Source organism: Hydrogenophaga sp. (genome assembly GCF_035481345.1).
Lineage (GTDB): Bacteria > Pseudomonadota > Gammaproteobacteria > Burkholderiales > Burkholderiaceae_C > Hydrogenophaga.
Genome location: NZ_DATIGV010000193.1, coordinates 1 through 23,090 on the forward strand (window position 1 = coordinate 1; position 23,090 = coordinate 23,090).

Sequence of the window (23,090 nt, forward strand, 5' to 3'; positions counted from 1 at the left end):
CGACTCGCGCGCCATTCGCACCTCGGCGCTGCTGGCCCGTGTGACGACCTTCACCACCATCGCTGGCGCCGAAGCGGCCGTCGAGGGCATGAAGTTCCTGAACAGCCTGGACGTGATTTCCGTGCAGGAAATGCACGCGCAGCTCGCGGCGTAAGGGGCGCCCCCTTCGCGCTTTGCGCGGCGGACGCTGCGTGCCTGCGGGTTTGCGCCAAGGCGGCGCGGCGCACGTGGCCCTACAGTGCGGCTCATGTTCCCCGCCGACGCCCTCATCGCCGCCAGCGCCCGGCGCTGGAGCACCGAGGCCGTGCCGCCCGAGCGGCGGCTCGACTACTGGGTCGGCGCGATCTGCGAGGCCTTCCTGGAGATGGACTGCAGCTCGCGCGAGGCGCGGCACTTCGATGGCCGGCTGGTGAGCCTGGCCCGTGGGCCGTTGTCCTTCAATCAGGTCGAGGCCACGACGCAGGACGTCTACCGCACACCGGCAGCGATCGCGCGTGGCGCCCGGCAACCCTTCTACCTCATCACCCAGCGCCGCACGCCCTGGCACGTGGTGCAGGGCGGCCAGCGCCTGGGCTTGCGGCCCGGTGACGCGGTGCTGGTGGATTCGGCGTGCGCGTACGAGCTGCACTTCACGCAGTCGGTCGAGGCCCTGTCGATCCAGCTGCCACGCGCCTGGGTGGGGCAGTGGCTGCGCGCGCTCGATGAGCCCGCGGCGCGCGTGGCCTGGCGCGACCAGGGCTGGGGTCAGGCGCTGTCGGCCTGGTGCCTGCAGTTTGCACACGAGCCCGGCCTGGCCTCGCAGGTGCCCGAGCACCTGCTGAGCGATCAGCTCGGCGCCATGTTGGCCGCCGCACTGGAGCCGGCCGTGGCGCCCACCCGATCGGGTCGCGATCTGGCCGCGCGCGCCGAGACCCTGATGCGCGATCGCCTGGACAGCGCCGGCCTGCAGGCAGCGGAACTGGCGCAAGCCCTGGGCGTGTCGCTGCGCACCCTGCACCGGGCCTTTGCCGCGGGCGGCACATCCTTCGCCGACACCCTGCGCGGCCTGCGACTGCGACGCGCCGCCGAGTTGCTGGTCCAGCCCCGCCTGGCCGGCCTGAGCGTGGCGGAGATCGGCCGGCGATGCGGCTACGCCGACGCCTCGCACTTCGTGCGCGAGTTCCAGCGCCGGCACGCGCTGACCCCGGCGCGCTGGCGCCGCGAACGGCTCGCCCACTGAGGTCCGCGCGCCGTGTGGCGCACGCAGGCCATGGGCGTGGCACGCACAGGCCATCAGGCGCGTGGTCGCGCGCCTACGCTGCGCGCAGCGCCCGGCCGATCGGGCGCCTTCCTTCAGGAGACATGCATGGCCGATACCTACGTCCTCGTTCACGGTGCCTGGCACACCGGCGAACTCTTCGAACCCCTTGCCCAAGCGCTGCGCGCGCGCGGGCACGTGGTGCACGCCCCCACGCTGGCCGGCAACCGCCCGGGCGACGACCGCGCCACCTCCGGCCTCACCGAGGCCGCCGACTCGCTCGCCGCTTACCTGGAGCAGCACGATCTGAACGAGGTGCGTCTGGTGGGCCACAGCTACGGTGGCATGGTGATCAGCCTGGTGGCGGCGCGCCTGCCGCAGCGCATCACGCGCCTGGTGTATTGGGTCGCCTTCGTGCCACTGGACGGCGAATGCCTGAACGACATGGTCCCGCCGCACTACCGGGCCCTGTTCGATCAGATCGCCACCGCCAATCACAACGCGGTGATGCTGCCGTACCCCATCTGGCGCGAGGCCTTCATCAACGACGCCGACGCCGCGTTGGCGACGAAGAGTTACGAACAGCTCAACCCCCAGCCCTACAAGACCTTCACCGAACCCGCGCGCCTGGGCACACAGCTTGCCGAACTGCCCATGGGCAAGAGCTACCTGCTGTGCACCGAGGACACCGCCATGCCGCACAGCCTGCCTTGGCACCCGCGCCTGTCGGAACGTCTGGGCTTGTACCGGTTGGTGTCCACGCCCGGCAGCCACGAACTCTGCTTCACCAACCCGGGCCTGCTGGCTGAAAAGATCGAGCAGGCCGGACGCGACTGAGTCCCTCCCGGTGCCCTGGCATCGGGTTGACCGGCAGGCCCGCCGGGGCATAATGGCCTTTCGACACCGCCGAGCGGCAACGCCCGGCGGTTTGCTTTTGTGGAGAGACAGACATGGCCACCATCCCCATCACCAAACGCGGCGCTGAAAAGCTCAAGGAAGAGCTGCACCGCCTCAAGACCATCGACCGCCCGGCGGTGATCAACGCGATCGCCGAAGCGCGCGCGCAAGGCGACCTGAGCGAGAACGCCGAATACGACGCGGCGAAGGATCGCCAGGGCTTCATCGAAGGCCGCATCGCCGAGATCGAGAGCAAGCTGTCCACCGCGCAGATCATCGATCCCTCGGCCCTGAACGCGGGCGGCAAGGTGGTGTTCGGCGCCACCGTGGAACTTGAGGATGAGGACAGCGGTTCGGCCGTCACGTACCAGATCGTGGGCGAGGACGAGGCCGATCTGAAGGAAGGCCTCATCAACATCGGCAGCCCGATCGCGCGCGCGCTGATCGGCAAGGAAGAGGGCGACACCGCGGAGGTGCAGGCGCCCGGCGGCACGCGCCGCTACGAGATCGTGGCCGTGCGTTACGCCTGATCGCGCCAGCGATGCGCCTGCAACGCCCCGCGCTGATGCTCGCCGCCCTGTGGTGGGGCGGCATCACGGCGCTGAGCTTCCTGGCCGTGCCCACGCTCTTCGCCTCGCTGGGCAGTCCGGCGGTGGCAGGGCCGGTGGCGGCGAAGCTGTTTTCCCTTCAATGCTGGGCCGGTGTGGTCATCGGCGCGGCGCTGCTGATCATCGTGCAGCGCGAGGGCCCCGGTGACGACAACGCCGCGCTGCTGGCGCTGGTGTGCCTGGGGCTCATGCTGGCCCTGGTGCAGGAGTTCGGCGTGGCGCAGAAGATCGTCACCGCGCGCGCCAGCGGCGGCAACCTCAAGCTGTGGCACGGCGTGGGCACCGCCTTCGTGCTGGGCCAGTGGCTGTGCAGCGGGGCGCTGCTGTGGCGCCTGAGCCGGCCCCGGCTGGCCGTCGATCAGCCCGCCTGAGCCGCGGCCTGGCGCTCGGCCGAGTCGAGCGTGTTCACCATCAGCATGGTGATGGTCATCGGCCCCACGCCGCCGGGCACGGGCGTGATCCAGCCAGCGACCGCTTTCACGCCATCGAAGTCCACGTCGCCGCAGAGCTTGCCGGCTTCGTTGCGGTTCATGCCCACGTCGATCACCACCGCGCCGGGCTTGACCATGTCGGCGGTCAACACATTGCGCTTGCCCACGGCGGCCACCACCACGTCGGCCTGGCGCGTGAAGCTGGCCAGGTCCTTCGTACCGCTGTGGCACACGGTGACGGTGGCGTTGGCCTGCAGCAGCATCAGCGCCATGGGCTTGCCCACGATGTTGCTGCGCCCGATCACCACCGCGTGCTTGCCGCGCAGGTCGTAGCCGATGTGCTCCAGCATCTTCATGCAGCCGTGCGGCGTGCAGGGCCAGAAGCCGGGCAGACCGGTCATCAAGGCGCCCGCGCTGGCCACGTGAAAGCCGTCCACGTCCTTGGCCGGCGAGATCGCCTCGATCACTTTCTGCGCGTCGATGTGCGCGGGCAGCGGCAGTTGCACCAGGATGCCGTGGATCGAAGGGTCCTTGTTCATCGCCTCCACGCGCGCCAACAGCTCGGCCTCGCCCATCGTGGCGGGCCAGGTCTCCAGCACGGAGTGCATGCCGGTGTCCTCGCAGGCCTTGACCTTGTTGCGCACGTAGACCTGCGAGGCCGGGTTGTCGCCGACCAGGATGACGGCCAGACCCGGCGTCACGCCGCGGGCCTTCAAGGCCTGCACGCGGGTGGCCACGTCGGCACGGAGTTGGCGGGAGAGGGCGTTGCCGTCGATGAGCTGGGCGGTCATGGTCTTGCGGTATCGAGGGGAAAGCGAAACGCCCGCCAAGGTGGCGGGCGTTGGTGGGTGCGTGTTCGGTCAGGCTTTCGCGGGCGTCTGGCCCAGGGCGATCTTGAGCAGGTCGGCCACCGTGTTGGCGCCGAGCTTTTCCATGATGTTGGCGCGGTGCGCTTCCACCGTCTTGATGCTGATGCCCAGGTCGTCGGCGATCTGCTTGTTCAGGCGGCCGGCCACGATGCGCTCGAGCACCTGCGATTCACGGCCGGTGAGTTTGGAGAGCAGGGCGTCGCGGCTGGCGGCCTGCTGGTGCGTGGCGAAGGCCTCGCGCGCGTGCTCCAGCATGCGCTCGACCAGGGCCACCAGCTGGTCTTCCTTGAAGGGCTTCTGGATGAAATCCAGCGCGCCCTTCTTCATGGACTCGACCGCCATGGGCACGTCACCGTGGCCGGTGATGAAGACGATGGGCAGCGGGGACTGGCGCTCGACCAGGCGGTCCTGCAGTTCCATGCCGGTCATGCCGCCCATGCGAATGTCGGCAATGAGGCAGGCAACCTCGCGGGCGTCGTAGCGGGAGAGGAAGGCCTCGGCCGATTCGAAGCAGCGAACCCGGAAGTCCTTGCCCTCGAGCAACCACTGGAGGGAATCGCGCACGGCCTCATCGTCATCGACGACATAGACAGTGCCCTTTTTGGGGATCAGGCTCATCTCGCTCTCTCGGTGTCCGTCAGTGGTTCGTTGGCAGCGGTGTCCGGCGAACCCTGGGGTTGAAGTCGCGACGCGACGGGGATCCAGAAGCTGAAGCAGCACCCCGTCACCTCCGTGCCATTGTAGAGGTTCTCCATGCGCATCCGGCCATGGTGAGACTCGACGATGCTGCGGCACAGCTTGAGGCCGATGCCCATGCCTTCGCTCTTGGTGCTGTAGAAGGCCTCGTAGATGCGCTCGAGCATTTCCTCGGGCACGCCCTTGCCCGAGTCGCGCACCTCGAATTCGACCACCTGCTCACCGTCGAGCTGGCGCGGCGCCACGCGCAGCTCCACCAATCGCTCGCCTTGCGGCCGACCCGCCTGCACGATGGACTCGCCCGCGTTCTTGAGCAGGTTGATCAGCACCTGCTCGATCAGGATCGGGTCCACCATCAGGGCGGGCAGGCGCGCGGCCACGTAGGGCGTGAGCCGCACCTGCTGGCGCCGCAGCTCGATGTCGGCCAGCTCGATGGCGTTGTTCACCATCTGCGCCACGTCCGACAGCGTGGGGTTGGGCTCGCTGCGCTTCACGAAGGCGCGGATGCGCTGGATGATCTGGCCCGCGCGCTGCGCCTGGCGCGCCGTCTTCTCCAGCGCCACCAGCATCTCCTCGGGCGTGATGCGCTGCTCCTGCAGGCGCGAGATGATGCCGTTGCAATAGTTGCTGATGGCCGTGAGCGGCTGGTTGAGTTCGTGCGCCACGCTGGAGGCCATCTCGCCCATGGTGATGAGGCGGCTGGCGGTCTGCGCGCGCTCGGTCTGGCGCGCGGCCTGTTCCTCGGCGGTGCGCCGTGGCGTGATGTCGCTGGCGATCACCATCTGCGCCAGGCGTCCGTCCACCCAGGTGAGGTAGCGCGTGCGCACCTCCAGCCAGCGGTCGAGCTCCGGCACGAAGACCTCGGCGTTCTCCACCCCGGCGTCGGTGAGCGTGCCCGTGGGCATGCCGGCGAAGGCATCGACCTGGTCGGCGTCGTCCAGGGCGGGCTGGGGCTGGTTGCCCGCCAGGTCGACCAGGTGGCGGTGGCCCTGGCCGCGCGTGCCGAACCACAGGCGGTACATCTTGTTGGCGAACAGCAGTTCCTCGCTGCCCAGCGGCGCCACCGACACGGCCGAGTCCAGCGACTCCAGCACGGTGGTGAAGCGCTCGTACGAGGCCGAGAGCTCCTCGCGGATGCGCTTGGGCTCGGTGATGTCGGTCATCGACGTCATCCAGCCGGTCTGGTGTCCCTTGGGGTCGATCAGCGGGGAGACGTACATGCGCGCGTCGAACACCGTGCCGTTGCGACGGCGCACGCGCACCTCGAAGCCACCCGGTGTGGAGCGGCCGTTGAGCTCGTCGTCCAGCCGCGCGTGCAACTGCTCGTGGTCTTCCTCGGGCCAATAGGGGAAGGGCGCGGTGCGGCCCACCAGCTCGGCCTCGGTCCAACCCGTCATCGAGCAGAAGGCCGGGTTCACGTAGGTGATGCGGCCTTGTATGTCCAGGGCGCGCATGCCGGTGAGCATGGAGTTCTCCATGGCGCGGCGGAAGTTGGTCTCGGCCACCAGGGCCTGCTGCGCCTGCACGCGCCGGCGCGTGTGGCGCCAGGTGCCGATCAGCATCCACACGGTGAGCGCCGACAGCGCGCCGATGACGCCGAAGAAGCCCGAGCCCACGATGTCCTGCGAGGTGCGGTAACCCTGCGCCTTGAGAATGAGGCCGTTGCCCACGGGCGAGACCGGCACCTCGTGTTCCAGCGAGGGGCTGGACCAGGGCAGGAAGGACAGCACGGGCTCGGCGGTCTGCAGGCTGCCGGCCAGCACGGCGCCCGTGTCGTCGAGCAAGGCCACGGCATAGCGGGCCATGATCTCGGGCGGCATGCCGAAGCGCATGAGGCCGTCCACCGAGTACTCGCCCATCACCGTGCCGGCGAAGCGGCCCTGCTCGGACAGCGGCACGTGCAGCATGAGGCGCGCGCCGCGCGGATCGGTGCCGATGAGCGGGCGCGAGTAGATGGGCTGGCGCAGGTCGCGCGCGAGATCGAAGCTGCCGTCGGTCTCGGATGGCGTGAGTGCACTGCCCACGCTGCGCATGAGCGCCACCGGCGCGCTGGGCGAGGTGTAGCCCGAGAGCACGCGCCGGCGCCCATCCACCCAGGTGATGGCCAGCAGTTCGGGGAACTGGCTCACCAGGGTCTCGGCCTGGAAGGCGAACTCCTCGGTGTCGATCGCGTGGTTGTCGATCTCGCGGGCCAGGCGCATCAATTGCTCCTGGCGCTCCAGCAGGCGCAGGCGCAGCCGCTGCTGGGCGTACTCCACGTCGCGCGTGACGGCCTCGCGCTCGCGGTCGATCTCCTCGAAGCGCAGGTAGGCGATGGCCACCACGATGGCGGCCAGAAAGAGCAGCACCGCCAGCAGCGGGCCCAGGGTGGCGAAGCGGTCCTGCCGCGACGGCGGCAACCGGCGCCACCAGCGTTTCCACCACGGGGCGGTGGTGGCAGGGGGGGTATGGGACATGGCGTGAGGAGTCTACGTGAGGGGCCACGGTTTCACTGGCCCATCCTCTGTAATTTCATAATAAGGAATCACTCGGCGCATATTGAAATGCCCGAAGCTCTGTGGAAGAATCCGCGACTTCAACGGGCCAGACCTTAAGCTCGCCCCAACACACAGGAGACAGCGATGTCAGCGAACGACACCAACGATGGCCGCGGGGCCGTGGACAGCGACGCCCAGGAAACCCGGGAATGGATGGAGGCGCTGGCCGCCGTCATCGAAAAGGAAGGCCCCCAGCGCGCGCACTTCCTGCTGGAACAACTCCTGGAAGAAGCCCGCCAGCACAGCCTGGACCTGCCGTTTTCGGCCAACACCGGCTACGTGAACACGATCGAGCCGGACCAGGAGGCCCGCTGCCCCGGCAACATCGCCATCGAAAAGCGCCTGCGCGCCTACATGCGCTGGAACGCCATGGCGATGGTGGTGCGGGCCAACCGCCTCAACCCTGCCGACGGCGGTGACCTGGGGGGCCACATCGGCTCCTTCGCGTCGGTGGCCAGCATGTTCGGCGCGGGCTTCAACCACTTCTGGCACGCCGCGAACGACAAGCACGGCGGCGACCTGCTCTACATCCAGGGCCACAGCTCGCCGGGCATCTATGCGCGCGCCTTCCTCGAAGGCCGCCTTTCGGAAGAGCAGCTCGACATGTTCCGCCAGGAGGTGGACGGCAAGGGCCTGTCCAGCTACCCGCATCCCAAGCTGATGCCCGAGTTCTGGCAGTTCCCGACGGTGTCGATGGGCCTGGGTCCGCTGATGGCGATCTATCAGGCGCGCTTCCTCAAGTACCTGCACGCCCGCGGGATTGCCGACACCGCCAACCGCAAGGTCTGGGTGTTCTGTGGCGACGGCGAGATGGACGAGCCCGAATCGCTGGGCGCCATCGGCCTGGCCGCGCGCGAGAACCTCGACAACCTGGTGTTCGTGATCAACTGCAACCTGCAGCGCCTGGACGGCCCGGTGCGCGGCAACGGCAAGATCATCCAGGAGCTGGAGAGCGAGTTCCGCGGCAGCGGCTGGAACGTCATCAAGCTGCTGTGGGGCAACGGCTGGGACGAGCTGCTGCGCCGCGACAAGAGCGGCAAGCTCAAGCAACTGATGATGGAGACGCTGGACGGCGACTACCAGGCCATGAAGGCCAACGACGGTGCCTTCGTGCGCAAGAACTTCTTCGGCAAGTACCCCGAGACGGCCAAGCTGGTCGAGCACATGACCGATGAAGAGATCTTCGACCTGCGCCGCGGCGGCCACGAGCCCGCCAAGGTGTACGCCGCCTTCCACGCCGCCAACGAGCACAAGAACCAGCCCACGGTGCTGCTCGTCAAGACCGTGAAGGGCTATGGCATGGGCAAGGCCGGCGAAGGCAAGAACACGGTCCACCAGACCAAGAAGCTCACGGACGAGGACATCAAGTACATCCGCGACCGCTTCAACATTCCCATCCCTGACAGCGAGCTGCCCAAGCTGCCGTACTACAAACCGGCCGACGACACGCCGGAGATGAAGTACCTGCACGAGCGCCGCCAGGCGCTGGGTGGGTACCTGCCGCAGCGCCGCCCGCAAGCGGACGAGAGCTTCACCGTTCCCTCGCTGGAAACCTTCAAGGCGGTGCTGGAGCCCACGGCCGAAGGGCGTGAGATCAGCACCACGCAGGCCTACGTGCGCTTCCTCACCCAGTTGCTGCGCGACCAGGCGCTGGGTCCGCGCGTGGTGCCCATCCTGGTGGACGAGGCCCGCACCTTCGGCATGGAAGGTCTGTTCCGCCAGATCGGCATCTACAACCCCAAGGGCCAGCTCTACACCCCGGTCGACCGCGACCAGGTGATGTACTACAAGGAAGACAAGGCCGGCCAGATCCTGCAGGAAGGCATCAACGAGGCCGGCGGCATGGCGAGCTGGATCGCGGCGGCCACGAGCTACAGCACGAACAACCGGATCATGATCCCGTTCTACGTGTACTACTCGATGTTCGGCTTCCAGCGCATCGGCGACCTGGCTTGGGCGGCCGGCGACATGCAGGCGCGCGGCTTCCTGTTGGGCGGTACCTCGGGCCGCACCACGCTCAACGGTGAGGGCCTGCAGCACGAGGACGGCCACAGCCACATCCTGGCGGGCACCATCCCCAACTGCGTGAGCTACGACCCGACCTTCGCGCACGAGGTGGCGGTGATCATGCACCACGGCCTGAAGCGCATGGTGGAGCGCCAGGAGAACGTCTTCTATTACCTGACGCTGCTCAACGAGAACTACCCCATGCCCGGCCTGCAGCCCGGCACCGAGGAGCAGATCATCAAGGGCATGTACCTGTGCAAGCAGGCGCCCGCCCTCAAGAAGGACGCGCCCACAGTGCAACTGCTGGGCAGCGGCACCATCCTGCGCGAGGCGTTCGCCGCGCAGGAGTTGCTGGAGAAGGACTGGGGCGTGGCCGCCGGCATCTGGAGCTGCCCGAGCTTCAACGAGCTCACGCGCGACGGCCAGGACGTGGAGCGCTGGAACCTGCTGCACCCGACCGAGACACCGCGCACGGCCTTCGTGACCGAGCAGCTCGCCAAGACCACCGGCCCGGTGATCGCCTCCACCGACTACATGAAGAACTACGCGGAGCAGATCCGCCCCTTCATGCCCAAGGACCGCACGTACAAGGTGCTCGGCACCGACGGCTTCGGCCGCAGCGACTTCCGCAGCAAGCTGCGCGAGCACTTCGAGGTGAACCGGCACTACATCGTGCTGGCCGCGCTCAAGGCGCTGAGCGAGGAAGGCAAGCTGCCGGCCGCCAAGGTGGCCGAGGCGATCCAGAAGTACGGCATCAAGGCCGACAAGATCAACCCGCTGTACGCGTGAGCGCCGGAGACCGACATGGCAAGCATTGAAGTGCAAGTCCCGGACATCGGGGATTTCGACGAAGTGGCGGTCATCGAGCTGCTCGTGAAGCCGGGCGACACGGTCAAGGCCGAGCAGTCGCTGATCACCGTGGAGAGCGACAAGGCCTCGATGGAGATCCCGTCCTCGCACGCGGGGGTGGTGAAAGAGCTCAAGGTGGCGCTGGGCGACAAGGTGAAGCAGGGCTCGGTGGTGGTGGTGCTGGACGCCGAGGTCGCGGCCGCGCCCGCGCCGGCCCCCTCGGCTTCGGCCCCCGCACCGGTTGCGGCCGCCGCAGCCACGCCGGCGCCGGTTCAGGCTTCCTCACCGGCGCCCGCACCCGCTCCCGCTGCGGCCGCGCCCGCCGGCCCGGTGGACGTGCACGTGCCCGACATCGGCGACTTCAAGGACGTGGCGGTGATCGAGGTGCTGGTGAAACCCGGCGACACCATCAAGCTCGAGCAATCGCTGATCACGGTGGAGAGCGACAAGGCCTCGATGGAGATTCCCTCGTCGGTGGCCGGTGTGCTCAAGGAGCTCAAGGTCAAGGTCGGGGACACGGTGAACATCGGTGACCTGATCGCGGTGGTGGAGGGCTCCGCCTCGGCGCCGGCCGCCGCGCCAGCGCCTGCAGCGGCACCGACCGCTGCCGCACCGGCACCGGTCCAGGCGCCCAGCCCGGTACCGGCCGCTGTCGCCGCGACGTCCGCGCCCGCGCAAGCCCCTGCGGCCCACCAGCCCGGCGCGGCCCCCATCGGCCTGCCGCACGCCTCGCCCTCGGTGCGCAAGTTCGCGCGCGAACTCGGTGTGCCGCTGGCCGAGGTCAAGGGCAGCGGTCCCAAGGGCCGCATCACGCAGGAGGACGTGCAGAACTTCACCAGGGCCGTGATGGCCGGCACCGCCCAGACGCAGGCCCAGGCCGCGAAGGCGCCGGCCGGTGGCGGTGGTGGCGCGGGCCTGGACCTGCTGCCCTGGCCCAAGGTCGACTTCACGAAGTTCGGCCCCGTGGAGCGCAAGGACCTCTCGCGCATCAAGAAGATCAGCGGCGCCAACCTGCACCGCAACTGGGTGATGATCCCGCACGTCACCAACAACGACGAGGCGGACATCACCGAGCTGGAGGCCTTCCGCGTGGCCACCAACAAGGAGAACGAGAAGTCCGGCGTCAAGGTGACCATGCTGGCCTTCGTGATCAAGGCGGTGGTCTCGGCGCTGAAGAAATTCCCCGAGTTCAACGCCAGCCTCGACGGCGACACCCTGGTCTACAAGCAGTACTTCCACATCGGCTTCGCGGCCGACACGCCCAACGGCCTGGTGGTGCCCGTGCTGAAGGACGCCGACAAAAAGGGCATCCTGCAGATCAGCCAGGAGATGGGCGAGCTGGCCAAGAAGGCGCGCGACGGCAAGATGGGCCCGGCCGACATGAGCGGCGGCTGCTTCTCGATCAGCTCGCTCGGCGGCATCGGCGGCACGCACTTCACGCCCATCATCAACGCGCCCGAGGTGGCGATCCTGGGGCTGTCGAAGAGCCAGATGAAGCCGGTGTGGGACGGCAAACAGTTCGAGCCGCGCCTGACGCTGCCGCTGTCGCTGTCCTACGACCACCGCGTCATCGACGGCGCGTCCGCCGCGCGCTTCAACGCGTACCTCGGCCAGGTGCTGGCGGACTTCCGCCGCGTGCTGCTGTAAGTAGGAGCAAGCAATGGCACTCATGGACATCAAGGTTCCCGACATCGGCGACTTCAAGGACGTGGCGGTGATCGAGGTGCTGGTGAAGCCCGGCGACACCATCAAGCTCGAGCAATCGCTGATCACGGTGGAGAGCGACAAGGCCTCGATGGAGATTCCCTCGTCGGCGGCCGGCGTGCTCAAGGAGCTCAAGGTCAAGATCGGCGACACGGTCAACATCGGCGACCTGCTGGCGGTGATCGACGGGGAGGGCGCCGCCAGCGCGCCGGCACCCGCGGCATCGCCTGCACCTTCTCCGGCACCGGCTCCCGCACCCGCCGCCTCCACACCCGCTCCCGCCCCGCGCGCGTCCACGCCCGCCGCGCCGGCCTACGGCGGTGCCGCCGACCTCGAGTGCGACGTCGTCGTGCTCGGCGGCGGCCCCGGCGGCTATTCGGCTGCCTTCCGCGCCGCCGACCTCGGTCTCAAGGTCGTGCTGGTGGAGCGCTACGCCACGCTCGGCGGCGTCTGCCTCAACGTGGGCTGCATCCCGTCCAAGGCGCTGCTGCACGTGGCCGCCGTCATGGACGAGGTGAACCACCTGGCCGGCTACGGCATCGAATACGGCCGCCCGGTCGTCAACATCGAGAAGCTGCGCGGCCACAAGGAAAAGGTCATCGGCAAGCTCACCGGCGGCCTCACCGCCATGGCCAAGATGCGCAAGGTGACGGTGCTGCGCGGCTACGGCAGCTTCGTCGGCCCCAACCACCTGGGTGTGGAACTCACCGAGGGCGCGGGCCAGGACAAGACCGGAAGCAAGCAGGTGGTGGCCTTCAAGAAGGCCATCATCGCGGCCGGCTCGCAGGCCGTGCGCCTGCCCTTCATGCCCGAGGACCCGCGCGTGGTGGACAGCACCGGCGCGCTTGCGCTCAAGGACGTGCCCAAGCGCATGCTCATCCTGGGCGGCGGCATCATCGGTCTCGAAATGGGCACGGTCTACAGCACCCTGGGCGCGCGCCTGGACGTGGTGGAGATGCTCGATGGCCTGATGCAGGGCGCCGACCGCGACCTGGTGAAGGTCTGGCAGAAGATGAACGCGCCGCGCTTCGACAACATCATGTTGAAGACCAAGACGGTGGCGGCCAAGGCCACGCCGGCGGGCATCGAGGTGAGCTTCGAGGGCGAGAACGCGCCCGCGCCGCAGACCTACGACCTGGTGCTGCAGGCCGTGGGCCGCAGCCCCAACGGCAAGAAGATCGGCGCCGACGCGGCCGGTGTGGCCGTCACGGATCGCGGCTTCATCGACGTCGACATCCAGATGCGCACCAACGTGCCGCACATCTTCGCCATCGGCGACATCGTGGGCCAGCCCATGCTGGCGCACAAGGCGGTGCACGAGGGCCATGTGGCGGCCGAGGTCATCGCCGGAGAACTGCAGGGCAAGGCCGATCTGGCCGCCGCCGCGTTCAACGCGCGCGTGATTCCCAGCGTGGCCTACACCGACCCCGAGGTCGCCTGGGTGGGCCTCACCGAGGACCAGGCCAAGGCGCAGGGCATCAAGGTGAAGAAGGGCTTGTTCCCCTGGACCGCCTCGGGCCGCGCCATCGCCAACGGCCGCGACGAGGGCTTCACCAAGCTGCTGTTCGACGACTCTCCCGAGGCGCACGGCCATGGCCGCATCCTGGGCGGCGGCATCGTGGGCACGCACGCGGGCGACATGATCGGCGAGATCGCGCTCGCCATCGAGATGGGTGCCGACGCGGTGGACATCGGCAAGACCATCCACCCGCACCCCACGCTGGGCGAGAGCATGGGCCTGGCGGCCGAGGTGGCGCACGGCAGTTGCACGGACGTGCCACCGCAACGCAAGTAAGCCTTCCGCTGAAGTTCAGGAATACAGCCACCGGCCCGCGAGGGCCGGTGGCTTTTTCACTGAGACACGAATTCAACCGCAAGGAGCGGAGTTTCCCGGGAGGAGCGGACTCCTACACTGACCTCACCTTTTCCTTCCGTGAGTGATGTGCATGACAAGTTCGGCGAAGCAGGCCCCCGATTGGGACGCCATTGAGCGTTCGCTCGACGCGCAAGGCCACGCCGTTCTTCCCGGCCTGCTGACGTCCGCGCAGTGCGACGCCCTTGCCGCGCTGTATGCCCGCCCGGACGGCTTTCGCTCGCGCGTCGTCATGGCCCGCCACGGCTTCGGGCGCGGCGAGTACAAGTACTTCGCTTACCCGCTGCCCGCCTTGCTTGAGCGGCTGCGCCACGCGTTGTACCCCCGGTTGGTGCCGATCGCCAACCGCTGGCAGCAGCAACTGGGCCTGGTCACGCGCTACCCGCACGACCTGGACGCGTTCCTCAAGCGTTGCCATGAGGCCGGCCAGACGCGGCCGACGCCGCTGATCCTGCGCTACGGCGAGGGCGACCACAACTGCCTGCACCAGGACCTGTACGGCGAGCACGTCTTTCCGCTGCAGGTGGCCATGCTGTTGTCGGAACCCGGCCGCGATTTCACGGGTGGCGAGTTCGTCATGACCGAGCGCTCGAGCCAGGGTCAGCGCGCGGACGTCGTGCCGCTGCGCCAGGGCGACGCGGTGGTGTTCGCCGTCAATGAACGGCCCGCGTCGGGCCGGCGCGGCATTCGCCGGCTGGCCCTGCGGCACGGCGTCAGCCGCGTGCGCAGCGGCCAGCGGCACACGGTGGGCCTCATCTTCCATGACGCGAGCTGAGCATGGAAACGCTTGACCTGTTCGAGCCCACCCAAGGGCAGCAGCGCCTGGGCCCCGGCGCCGTGTTGTTGAGGGGCTTCGCGCTGCCGCAGGCACCCGATCTGGTGGCCGCCATCGCCGCCATCGAATCGGTCTCGCCGTTCCGTCACCTGGTGACCCCCGGTGGCTTCACCATGTCCGTGGCGATGACCAACTGCGGCGCACTCGGCTGGACGAGCGACCGCCTGGGTTATCAATACACCGCCACCGACCCCGAGAGCGGCGAGCCCTGGCCCGCCATGCCGACCGTCTTCGCCCGACTGGCCAATGAGGCCGCGGCGGCGGCAGGCTTCGAGCACTTCGAGCCCGACGCCTGCCTCGTGAACCGCTACGCCCCCGGCGCGCGGCTCTCGCTGCACCAGGACCGCAACGAGCGTGACTACACGGCCCCCATCGTGTCGGTGTCGCTGGGCATGCGCGCCACCTTCCTGTGGGGTGGCCTGACGCGAACCGGTCCCACGCTCAAGGTGCCGCTGCGCCATGGCGACGTGGTGGTCTGGGGCGGCGCCGATCGCCTGCGCTACCACGGCGTCGCGCCGCTCAAGGACGAGCCCCATGCGCTGCTGGGCGGCCAGCGCTTCAACCTCACGTTCCGGCAAGCCGGATGACCATGAGCACGATGACTGCCTACGCCACGGACGACGCCCGCTGGGCGGCGGTGCAACAAAGAGAGGCCGCCGCCGACGGCCACTTCGTCTACGCCGTGCGCACCACGGGCGTGTACGCCCAGCCCAGCTCGGCGGCGCGCCTGCCCCGGCGCGAGAACGTGGCCTTCTTCGATTCCCCCCAGGCCGCCGAGGCGGCGGGTTACCGCCCCAGCCGCCGTGCGCAGGGCGACCAGACCCGCGCGGCGGCTGAGCGCGCCGCCTTGGTGGCGCGCGCCTGCCGGTTGATCGAGGCGTCGGAAACGCCGCCCCCGCTGGACGCACTGGCGGCCGCACTCGGCATGAGCCCCTTCCATTTCCACCGCCTCTTCAAGGCCGAAACCGGGCTGACGCCCAAGGCCTACGGCTCGGCCTTTCGCGCCCGGCGGCTGCGCGAGGAACTGAGCGCGCCCGAGGCCTCCATCACCGACGCCATCTACGGCGCCGGCTTCAACTCCAACAGCCGGTTCTACGAGGCGTCCGAGCACTTGCTGGGCATGCGCGCACGCGACTACCGGGCTGGCGGCGCCGGCGCGGACATCCGCTTCGCGGTGGGCCAGTGCTCGCTGGGTGCCATCCTCGTGGCCCGCAGCCAGCGCGGCATCTGCGCGATCCTGTTGGGCGACGACCCGGACGCGCTGGTGCGCGAGCTGCAGGACCAGTTCCCCAAGGCCCGGCTCATCGGGGGCGACGCGGCCTTCGAGCAATGGGTCGCGCAGGTGGTCGGCGTCATCGAGGCGCCCGCCATCGGCCTGCAACTGCCCCTGGACGTTCGGGGTACGGCCTTCCAGGAGCGCGTCTGGCGCGCGCTGCGCGAGATACCGCCGGGCGCCACCGCGAGCTACACGGAGATCGCCGCGCGCATCGGCGCGCCAAGCTCGGTGCGCGCCGTGGCGCAGGCCTGCGGCGCCAACCGCCTGGCCGTGGCCATTCCCTGCCACCGCGTGGTGCGGCGCGACGGCGACCTGGCCGGCTACCGCTGGGGTGTGGAGCGCAAGCGCGAGCTGCTGCGCCGCGAGGCCCAGGCGTGAACGGCGATGGCTTGGACTGGGCGGCCATCTCGGCCCAACTCGATGAAGAGGGCCATGCCCTGCTGCCTGGCTGGCTAAGCGCCGAGGCGGCGCGTGGTCTGATGGGCGAGACCGCGACCCTCGGCGCCGTGCGCGTGCCGTTGGCGGCCAGCGGCCTGGGTAGTGGCGAGTTGTTCTGCTTTCAGGCCGGCCTGCCGGCGCCGCTGGTAGCCTGGCGCTCGGCGCTCTACCCGCGGCTCGCCGCTATCGCCAACCGCTGGCAACACGCCCTGGGTGTGGACACGCGCTACCCACCGACGCTCGATGAGTTTCTCCAACGCAACCGGCAAGCGGGCCAGACGCGCGGGCAATCCCACCTGAGCCGACTCGGCGTGGGCGACCACGTGCTGCTGCACCAGCGCAACGAGGGCGAACAGGTGTTCCCGCTGCAGCTCGTCGCGCTGCTGTCCGAGCCCGGCGTGGATTTCGAGGGCGGTGAGTTCGTGACGACGGAACAGCGCCCGCGCCTGCAGTCGCGTCCCACCGTGCTGCCGCTGCAATTGGGGGACGTGGCCCTCATCGCCACGGACGAGCGCCCCGTGCAAGGCAGCCGCGGCCCCTACCGCGTGAGGCTCAAGCACGCCATCGGGCGCGTGCGCCGGGGCGAACGCATCGGCCTGGAGCTGAGCTTCCACGACGCGCGCTGAGGCGCCGGCCGCTGCTCGTCAGCGCGGCGCCACGCGCTGGCTCAGCGGCGGGCTCTGGTAGTCCGGCAGCAGCTTGCAGGCCTCGCCGTAGGCCGCCTCGTAGCCCTTGCACAGCGCCGCCACGCGCTGCGGCGTGGGCTTGTCCTTCCTGTCGATCCAGTTCAGCAACGCGGTGAACAGCGCCGGGTACTGCGGCTCGCTCAGGTAGCTGTGCTCGGCCTCGTCGCTGTAGGTCTGCACCAGCAGGGCGCCGTTGCCCGCGCGTTCCACGATCTCCCGGTAGGCCGACGAAAGCTCGACGAAGGCCGTCGGGTCGTTCACCGCGTGCAGCGCCAGCACGGGGACGTTGATGCGGCCCTGCGGGTCGCTGTCGCGCGCCAGTTCGGCCACGGCGGCGGGGTCGGCCGCGTAGCGTTGCACGCCCGCGTTCAGCGCCGCGTCGTCGGCCGAACCCTGGTAGCGCACGCGCGTGTTGTCGAAGGGGTTGCGCTTGTCCAGGCGCAGTTGCGTCAGGTCGCGGAACAGCCAGGTGGCCCAGTTGAGGTGCGCGATGAGCGTGCGCTCGGGGATGCGGATGACGTTGACGATGGTCGCCAGCCGGGCCTTCTGCTGCTCCGTGCGCTGCGCGGCGGGCTTGCGCACGCCGGTGCACTCGTCCACGCGCGCGGCCAGTTCGGCGCGCGTGAGCCGCGCGTTCATGGGCAGGCCTTGCCACAGGGGGTACGGCGGCTCGTCGGCCTTGGGGTGGTTCTGGCAGACGTACTGGTAGACCACGCGCAGGTCGAGCCGGAAGTCGTAGGCGCGCGTGCCGCCGCCCAGCACACCGCTGGTGAGCAGCACGCCGTCGTAAGGGCCGCGCGTGGGGCCGTTCGGGCCGTCGACCGTGGCGTACAGCTCGGCCGCCTTGGACGCGACACCCGCGCCATAGCTCTGCCCGTGCAGCAAGGTGCGGCGCGGCACGCCGAAGTGCTGCACGAAGTGGCGGCGCGCGCGCTCGGTGTCCTCGGCCGCCATGCTCACGCCGAAGCCGCCGCGCCGGTAGGTGGGCGCCACCCAGGCGTAGCCGGCCTTGACCGTGATCGCCCAACGCTTGAGGTCCTCCTCGCCGCGCTCGAAGCGGGCCGGGCCGGTGTCGGCGGGGCCGCCGTGGGCGTGCACCACCAGCACGCCGGTGCCGGGTTTCCAGCCGGCGGGCAGGGCGGTCCAGAAGAAGCCGCCCAGGCCGTCTTCGGCGGTGAAGCAGCGGGCACCGGCCGGCACTTCGCTCGGGCAGGCGCGGGGCGCGGGGTCACTGGGGCCCGGCGCGGCCAGGGTGTGCAGGGGGAAGCAGGCGAGGGCGGCCAGCGCGAGGCTCGCCAGGGGGCGGATGGGCACGGCTTGTCTCCGGTGTTGTGATTCGAGTCCGCCGCACGATAGGTGGGCCGCCACCTCGCGTCAAATATACTGAAAGCCCGATTTCAATACCTTTGAGATATGGAGTTCCGGCGCCTGCGCTACTTCCTTGCCGTGGCCGAGGCCGGGCACATGACGCGCGCGGCTGAGCGCCTGGGCATCCAGCAGCCGCCGCTGAGCCTGCAGATCAAGGCCCTGGAACAGGCGCTGGGCGTGGCGCTGTTCGAGCGCCACCCGAAGGGCGTGTCGCTGACGGACGCGGGCCGCCAGTTCGAGCAGGAGGCGCGCCGCCTGGTGGACGAGATGGCCGCCATGGAGCAGCGCATGGCCCGCGTGGCGCGCGGCGAACTCGGCGTGCTCAACGTCGGCTTCACCAGCTCGGCGGCGGCCCACGCCTTCACGCCCGAGGCCCTGCGCGCCTGCCGCCGCGCCTGGCCCGGCATCGCGCTGTCCATCCGCGAGGACCACGCCGCCGGCATCACCGAGGCCGTGGCCAGCGGGCGCCTGCACTGCGGGCTCATCCGCGTGCCGGTGTCGCAGCCCGAGCACCTGAGCTTCGAGGTGTTGCTGCGCGAGCCGGTGCTGGTGGCCCTGCCGGTGGACCACCCCCTGGCGGGCCCGGCGACCGAGTCCGCCAGCCGGCGCGGCCCACGCGCGCTGGCGCTGACGGACCTGCGGCAGGAGGGCTTCATCCTCGTGCGCCAGCCGGGCGCGCCCGGGCTCTACGCCAACCTGCTGGCGCTGTGCGAGGCGCAGGGTTTTCGCCCGCGCATCGCGGCCGAGGTGGAGCGCATGGTGACCAGCCTGAACCTGGTGGCCGCGGGCGCGGGCATCGCGGTGGTGCCGGCGTCCATGCGCGGCCTGCACCCGCAGGCGGTGGTGTACCGCCCGCTGGCCGATGGCACGCCGCTGGACGCGCCGCTGACCCTGGTCTACCGCACGGCCGAGGCGAGCGGGCCGGCCGCGCACTTCCTCAGAATCGTTCGCGACACGGCCCGCCGGCACCAGGCGCGTGGGCGCAGAGGACCGACCCGGTGAACGCGAACCGCCGGCAATCGATGGCCGCGCTGCTGGCGCTGGCCGCGGCGTGGCCAGCCCGGGCAACACCGCCATGGCCCGCGCGCCCGCTGCGCCTGATCGTGGTCTACCCGCCGGGTGGACTCAGCGACGGCGTGGCCCGAGCCATCGCCGAGGGGCTGGCCGCGCGCCTGGGCGTGCCGGTGCACGTGGACCACCGCGCCGGTGGCGGCGGCGTGGTGGGCCTTCAGGCGTTGGTGCGCGCCGCGCCCGACGGGCACACGCTGGCGTTTTCGGCCAGCAGCCCGCTGACGCTGCGCCCCCACCTGGGCCCCGTCGGGTTCGATCCGCTGCGCGATGTGGCACCGGTGGCCAGCGCCATGGTCACGCCGGTGCTGCTGGTGGGCACGCCCGCTTTCACGGGCGAGCGCTTCGCCGACCTGCTGCAACAGGCCCGTGAGCGGCCCCGGGCCCTGCGCTGGGCGACGTCGGGCGTGGCCACGGCCGGGCACCTGGTGCTGGAGCAGGTGCAGGCGGGCGGCGGCATCGCCGTGACCCACGTGCCCTACAAGGGCGGCGGGCAGCAGATCAACGACGCCCTGGGCGGCCAGTTCGAGCTGCTGTCCACCAACGTGGCGCCGCTGCAGCTGCAGCACGTGGCGGCGGGCCGCTTCAAGCCGCTGGCGGTGGGCGCGCCCCGGCGGCTGGACGTGTTGCCCGAGGTGCCCACCTTCGCCGAACTGGGCCTGCCGCAGGCCAACATCGGTTCGCTGTTCGGCCTGTTCGCGCCGGGTGGCACGCCGCCCGTGTTGCTGGATCGGCTCAACGCCGAGATCAACCAGGTGCTGGCGTCCCCCGTCATCCGCGACCGGCTGATGGCGTCGGACAACCTGCCCGTCACGGACGACCGCGCCGCTTTCGAGCGCCGCATCGCCGAGGAATGGCTGAGCCACCGGCGCTTGCGGGATGCGGGGATCCGCCTGGAGTGAGGGGTGAAGTGGGAGGGGGCGGAGGCCCCGAGGCCCTCAGGGCTGGGCCTGGGAACCCGCCGGCACCCGGCGCGCGCCGTTGAAGCGCTTGTTCCAGTAGGCCACGCGCATGTCTTCCACGCGCACCTGGGCGCCGGCGCGCGGCGAGTGCACGAACTTGCCGTCGCCGATGTAGATGCCCACGTGGCTGAAGGAGCGGCGCAGGGTGTTGAAGAACACCAGGTCGCCCGGTTGCAGTTCGCTGCGCTCGATGGGCTGGGTGGCGGCGGCCTGTTCATCCGAACGGCGCGGCAACAGCTTGCCCATGGACTGCTCGTACACCGCGCGCACGAAGCCGCTGCAGTCGAAGCCGGTGTCGAAGGTGTTGCCGCCGTACCTGTAGGGCACGCCCAGGAAGGCCAGGGCGTTGATCACCAGGCTGGAGGCCTGCTGCGTGGCGCTGGCGCCGGCTTGCTGCACCTGCTCGCCCAGGCGGCTCATGAAGCCCTTCTCGGCCAGCAGCGTGTCCATGTCTTCCCAGCTCCCGCTGGGCGGCGCGGCGTGTGCGACGGCCGAGCAGCCGATGAGGAGGAGGGGAAGCCAGCGACGCATGGACGCGGAGGGTAGTGCGCCGCACCTCTTCCGTCAACTCAAAAAAGCGCCGTAAACGCTTGATTCAGGCGGCTTTTGTTGCTTTCGTACTCGTTGGCAATTCAACCATCATGGCTTGACCGGGCTGGGTGCAGCCCGTGTCGCAGCAGCGCCCGGGCTGGCGGTTGCGCGTGATGGCGCGCGCCGGGTCGGCGCTCAGGCCGCGATCGAGCAGGCGCTCCACCAGGTCGACCTTGTCGCCCACCGGGTAGTGGCGCCAGATTTCCTGCTTCATCGCGGCCGGCGAGCCACCCCCGTGCAGGCTGATCACGCTGTACCAGCCGCCCTGGTAACCGGCGGTGAGGTCCTCGATGAAGCGCGCGGCCTGGATGCGCTGCTCGTAGGGCACGTCCGGGCTGGCGCGCAGCACGTCGGACAGGCGGCCCGCCGTCTCGGGGTTGTGGTCTTCGTCGGGGCCGGGCAGGGTGACGATGAGGCCGCCGCTGACCGTGTGGGCGAGTCGGTGCATGTCGTAGATCTTGGTGGCCAGCAGCAGCTTGCCGATGTTGGCGAACACCGGGTCAGGCATGAAGACCTCGGCGTGTTCGTCGCGCCGGCCGTAGACGCTGGCGGCCACGCCGCAGGCGTAGAAACCTTCCACGATGGTGATCAGCTCCACCATCTGCTCGCGCAGGTGGCTCTCGGCGCCGGGGTCGAAACCGTTGGCCTCGCACATCAGCGCGCCGGCGCCGATCAGCAGGTCGCCAAAGCCCGCGCGCGCGGCGATGCAGGTCTGGCGGTGGTGCGTGGCGTAGCTGTAGGTGAGGTGGCCGGAGTGCTCCCACTCGCCGGCCAGGAACACGCGCTCCCAGGGCACGAAGACGCGGTCGAACAGGCACACGCCGGTGCTCTGCCCGAAGCGGCGCGAGAACAGGGCGTCGCCGTGCTCCAGTTTCTCGCCCGGGCGCCCGGCCGGGCGGGCCACGATGGTCAGGCCCTCGGCGTCCACCGGCACGGCGCAGCAGACGGCGAAGTCGGCGTCGGCCTCGCCCATGTTGCGGCAGGGCATGACCAGCAGCTCGTGCATGTAGGGCGCGCCCGTGACGATGGCCTTGGTGCCGCTGATGACGATGCCCCGCGCGTTGCGTTCGACGATGTGCAGGTAGGTGTCGGGGTTGGCCTGCTGGTGCGGGCGGCGGCTGCGGTCGCCCTTGGCGTCGGTCATGGCCACGCCCAGGGTCAGGTCCTGGTCCTGCACGCGGTGCAGGTAGTCCAGGAAACGCTCGCCGTGCTCGCGCCGGCCGGTGGCGTCGTCCAGCCGGGCGCTGAGCTGGGCGATGGCGTGCAGCGCATCGTGCGTGAGATAGCGCTGGGCGCAGCCGGTTGTCTGGCAGATCAGGCGCACGGCCTCCAGCTTGTTGAGCAGGTCCCCCGCGCTGGTGGACAGGTGGGTCATGCGGTTCACCGTGCGCCCGCTGGTGTGCTGCGTGGCCGTCATCAGCGGCGCGTATTCCGGCCGGTGGGCGAAGTCGTAGGTCAGGGCCACGGCGTTGATGCCCGGGCGCAGCGCCGGGTCGTCGGCCACGCTCTCCACCCAGCGCCCGTCCACGCTCACCCGGGGGCGGGAACGCCGCAGCGACTCGCGGTAGTCATCGCCTGTCATCAGCGTTCGAATGGGTGCCGTGGTGTTCATGGGTTTGTCTCCTGTTCGTGGGGCCTTGCGGCGTTGGAATTCTTCGATTTCGCTCAAGAGATTAAACAGTGTTCAATTGTTTGACAATGGTTCATCGAATCAAACCGAGTTCGATTCCCTGGCTACACTGCGCGCCATGAACGTGCACCTTGACGAGCTTCGCCCCCTGCCCAGCGCGGCCGACCAGGCCGAGGCCCAGCGCCAGCTCGAGCTGCGCCAGCAGCGCCAGCTCGCCATGTCGGACACCCGCCGCGCGCACGTGCTGGACGCCGCGCGCCGCGTGTTCGCCGACAAGGGGGTCGAGGGCGCCAGCATCCGCGAGATCGCGCGCGAGGCCGGTTACACCGCCGGGGCGCTGTACAGCTACTTCGACAGCAAGGAGGCCATCTACGGCGCCCTGCTGGCCGAATCGCTGGACCGCCTGCAGGCCGAGGTGCAGGCCGCGCGGGCGGCCAAGGCCCAGCCCGGCAAGGCCCTGGCGGCCAAGGCCCAGGCCTGGTTCGGCTTCTACGCCAGCAACCCGCGCGACCTGGACCTGGGCTTCTA

General features: G+C 69.8%; 20 protein-coding genes. 14 read left to right on the forward strand and 6 right to left on the reverse strand.

Annotated elements, in window-relative coordinates; translation table 11 throughout:
* Positions 1 to 247: 247 nt before the first annotated feature.
* The 4 genes from VLG41_RS20780 to VLG41_RS20795 all read left to right on the forward strand — a co-directional run bounded on the left by VLG41_RS20780 (position 248) and on the right by VLG41_RS20795 (position 3,113).
* Positions 248 to 1,219: a helix-turn-helix domain-containing protein gene (locus tag VLG41_RS20780; RefSeq protein ID WP_325351291.1), complete on the forward strand. Its 972-nt coding sequence runs from the start codon at positions 248 to 250 to the stop codon at positions 1,217 to 1,219.
* A gap of 126 nt (positions 1,220 to 1,345) precedes the next feature.
* Positions 1,346 to 2,074, forward strand: a complete 729-nt coding sequence (locus VLG41_RS20785) for an alpha/beta hydrolase (protein ID WP_325351292.1) — start codon at positions 1,346 to 1,348, stop codon at positions 2,072 to 2,074.
* A 113-nt stretch (positions 2,075 to 2,187) separates the two neighbouring features.
* The gene (gene greA, locus VLG41_RS20790; RefSeq protein WP_291024203.1) at positions 2,188 to 2,664 is read left to right on the forward strand and encodes a transcription elongation factor GreA; all 477 of its coding nucleotides are present in this window, start codon (positions 2,188 to 2,190) and stop codon (positions 2,662 to 2,664) included.
* An 11-nt stretch (positions 2,665 to 2,675) separates the two neighbouring features.
* Positions 2,676 to 3,113, forward strand: a complete 438-nt coding sequence (locus tag VLG41_RS20795; RefSeq protein ID WP_325351293.1) for a DUF4149 domain-containing protein — start codon at positions 2,676 to 2,678, stop codon at positions 3,111 to 3,113.
* Here VLG41_RS20795 and folD read toward each other — a convergent pair.
* The 3 genes from folD to VLG41_RS20810 form a co-directional block, all read right to left on the reverse strand.
* A complete protein-coding gene (folD, locus tag VLG41_RS20800) occupies positions 3,101 to 3,964 on the reverse strand; it encodes a bifunctional methylenetetrahydrofolate dehydrogenase/methenyltetrahydrofolate cyclohydrolase FolD (protein WP_325351294.1) in 864 nt (287 codons plus the stop codon). The genes VLG41_RS20795 and folD overlap by 13 nt on opposite strands.
* 69 nt (positions 3,965 to 4,033) lie before the next feature.
* Entirely contained in the window at positions 4,034 to 4,660 is a 627-nt protein-coding gene (locus tag VLG41_RS20805; protein ID WP_291024196.1) for a response regulator transcription factor, read from the reverse strand.
* Positions 4,657 to 7,194 carry a PAS domain S-box protein gene (locus VLG41_RS20810; protein ID WP_325351295.1) on the reverse strand — a complete coding sequence of 846 codons (2,538 nt, stop codon included), beginning with the start codon at positions 7,192 to 7,194 and terminating at the stop codon, positions 4,657 to 4,659. Before VLG41_RS20810 ends, VLG41_RS20805 begins: the two co-directional genes overlap by 4 nt.
* Positions 7,195 to 7,359: 165 nt before the next feature.
* Between VLG41_RS20810 and aceE the strand changes: the two genes are divergently transcribed.
* The 7 genes from aceE to VLG41_RS20845 all read left to right on the forward strand — a co-directional run bounded on the left by aceE (position 7,360) and on the right by VLG41_RS20845 (position 16,883).
* Positions 7,360 to 10,071 carry a pyruvate dehydrogenase (acetyl-transferring), homodimeric type gene (aceE, locus tag VLG41_RS20815; RefSeq protein WP_325351296.1) on the forward strand — a complete coding sequence of 904 codons (2,712 nt, stop codon included), beginning with the start codon at positions 7,360 to 7,362 and terminating at the stop codon, positions 10,069 to 10,071.
* 15 nt (positions 10,072 to 10,086) lie between these two features.
* On the forward strand, positions 10,087 to 11,778 hold the full coding sequence (gene aceF / locus VLG41_RS20820) for a dihydrolipoyllysine-residue acetyltransferase (RefSeq protein ID WP_325351297.1): 1,692 nt from the start codon (positions 10,087 to 10,089) through the stop codon (positions 11,776 to 11,778).
* Between the two features lie 13 nt (positions 11,779 to 11,791).
* The gene (gene lpdA, locus VLG41_RS20825) at positions 11,792 to 13,630 is read left to right on the forward strand and encodes a dihydrolipoyl dehydrogenase (protein ID WP_325351298.1); all 1,839 of its coding nucleotides are present in this window, start codon (positions 11,792 to 11,794) and stop codon (positions 13,628 to 13,630) included.
* A 145-nt stretch (positions 13,631 to 13,775) separates the two neighbouring features.
* Positions 13,776 to 14,483 carry a 2OG-Fe(II) oxygenase gene (locus VLG41_RS20830; protein WP_414652523.1) on the forward strand — a complete coding sequence of 236 codons (708 nt, stop codon included), beginning with the start codon at positions 13,776 to 13,778 and terminating at the stop codon, positions 14,481 to 14,483.
* 2 nt (positions 14,484 to 14,485) lie between these two features.
* Positions 14,486 to 15,130 carry a DNA oxidative demethylase AlkB gene (gene alkB / locus VLG41_RS20835; RefSeq protein ID WP_325351300.1) on the forward strand — a complete coding sequence of 215 codons (645 nt, stop codon included), beginning with the start codon at positions 14,486 to 14,488 and terminating at the stop codon, positions 15,128 to 15,130.
* Positions 15,131 to 15,132: 2 nt separating this feature from the next.
* Positions 15,133 to 16,197, forward strand: coding sequence for a bifunctional DNA-binding transcriptional regulator/O6-methylguanine-DNA methyltransferase Ada (gene ada / locus VLG41_RS20840; protein ID WP_325351301.1), 1,065 nt, complete (start codon positions 15,133 to 15,135; stop codon positions 16,195 to 16,197).
* Entirely contained in the window at positions 16,194 to 16,883 is a 690-nt protein-coding gene (locus tag VLG41_RS20845; RefSeq protein ID WP_325351302.1) for a 2OG-Fe(II) oxygenase, read from the forward strand. The genes ada and VLG41_RS20845 overlap by 4 nt, the downstream gene beginning before the upstream one ends.
* 18 nt (positions 16,884 to 16,901) lie before the next feature.
* Here the strand turns inward: VLG41_RS20845 and VLG41_RS20850 are convergent, their stop codons facing one another.
* Positions 16,902 to 18,257 carry a hypothetical protein gene (locus VLG41_RS20850; RefSeq protein WP_325351303.1) on the reverse strand — a complete coding sequence of 452 codons (1,356 nt, stop codon included), beginning with the start codon at positions 18,255 to 18,257 and terminating at the stop codon, positions 16,902 to 16,904.
* A 99-nt stretch (positions 18,258 to 18,356) separates the two neighbouring features.
* On the opposite strand from VLG41_RS20850, the gene VLG41_RS20855 reads away from it, so the two are divergent.
* Together VLG41_RS20855 and VLG41_RS20860 are read left to right on the forward strand one after the other, a co-directional pair.
* Positions 18,357 to 19,313 (forward strand): LysR family transcriptional regulator, encoded by a 957-nt coding sequence (locus VLG41_RS20855; RefSeq protein WP_325351304.1) that lies wholly within the window; start codon positions 18,357 to 18,359, stop codon positions 19,311 to 19,313.
* Positions 19,310 to 20,281 carry a tripartite tricarboxylate transporter substrate binding protein gene (locus tag VLG41_RS20860; protein ID WP_325351305.1) on the forward strand — a complete coding sequence of 324 codons (972 nt, stop codon included), beginning with the start codon at positions 19,310 to 19,312 and terminating at the stop codon, positions 20,279 to 20,281. Before VLG41_RS20855 ends, VLG41_RS20860 begins: the two co-directional genes overlap by 4 nt.
* 36 nt (positions 20,282 to 20,317) lie before the next feature.
* On the opposite strand, the gene VLG41_RS20865 is transcribed toward VLG41_RS20860, so the two are convergent.
* Entirely contained in the window at positions 20,318 to 20,791 is a 474-nt protein-coding gene (locus VLG41_RS20865) for a C40 family peptidase (RefSeq protein ID WP_325351306.1), read from the reverse strand.
* 145 nt (positions 20,792 to 20,936) lie between these two features.
* Complete coding sequence (locus tag VLG41_RS20870; RefSeq protein ID WP_325351307.1) at positions 20,937 to 22,544, reverse strand: 4-hydroxyphenylacetate 3-hydroxylase family protein; 1,608 nt, start codon at positions 22,542 to 22,544, stop codon at positions 20,937 to 20,939.
* Between the two features lie 136 nt (positions 22,545 to 22,680).
* On the opposite strand from VLG41_RS20870, the gene VLG41_RS20875 reads away from it, so the two are divergent.
* On the forward strand, positions 22,681 to 23,090 hold a 410-nt coding region (locus VLG41_RS20875), incomplete at its 3' end, for a helix-turn-helix domain-containing protein (RefSeq protein ID WP_325351308.1).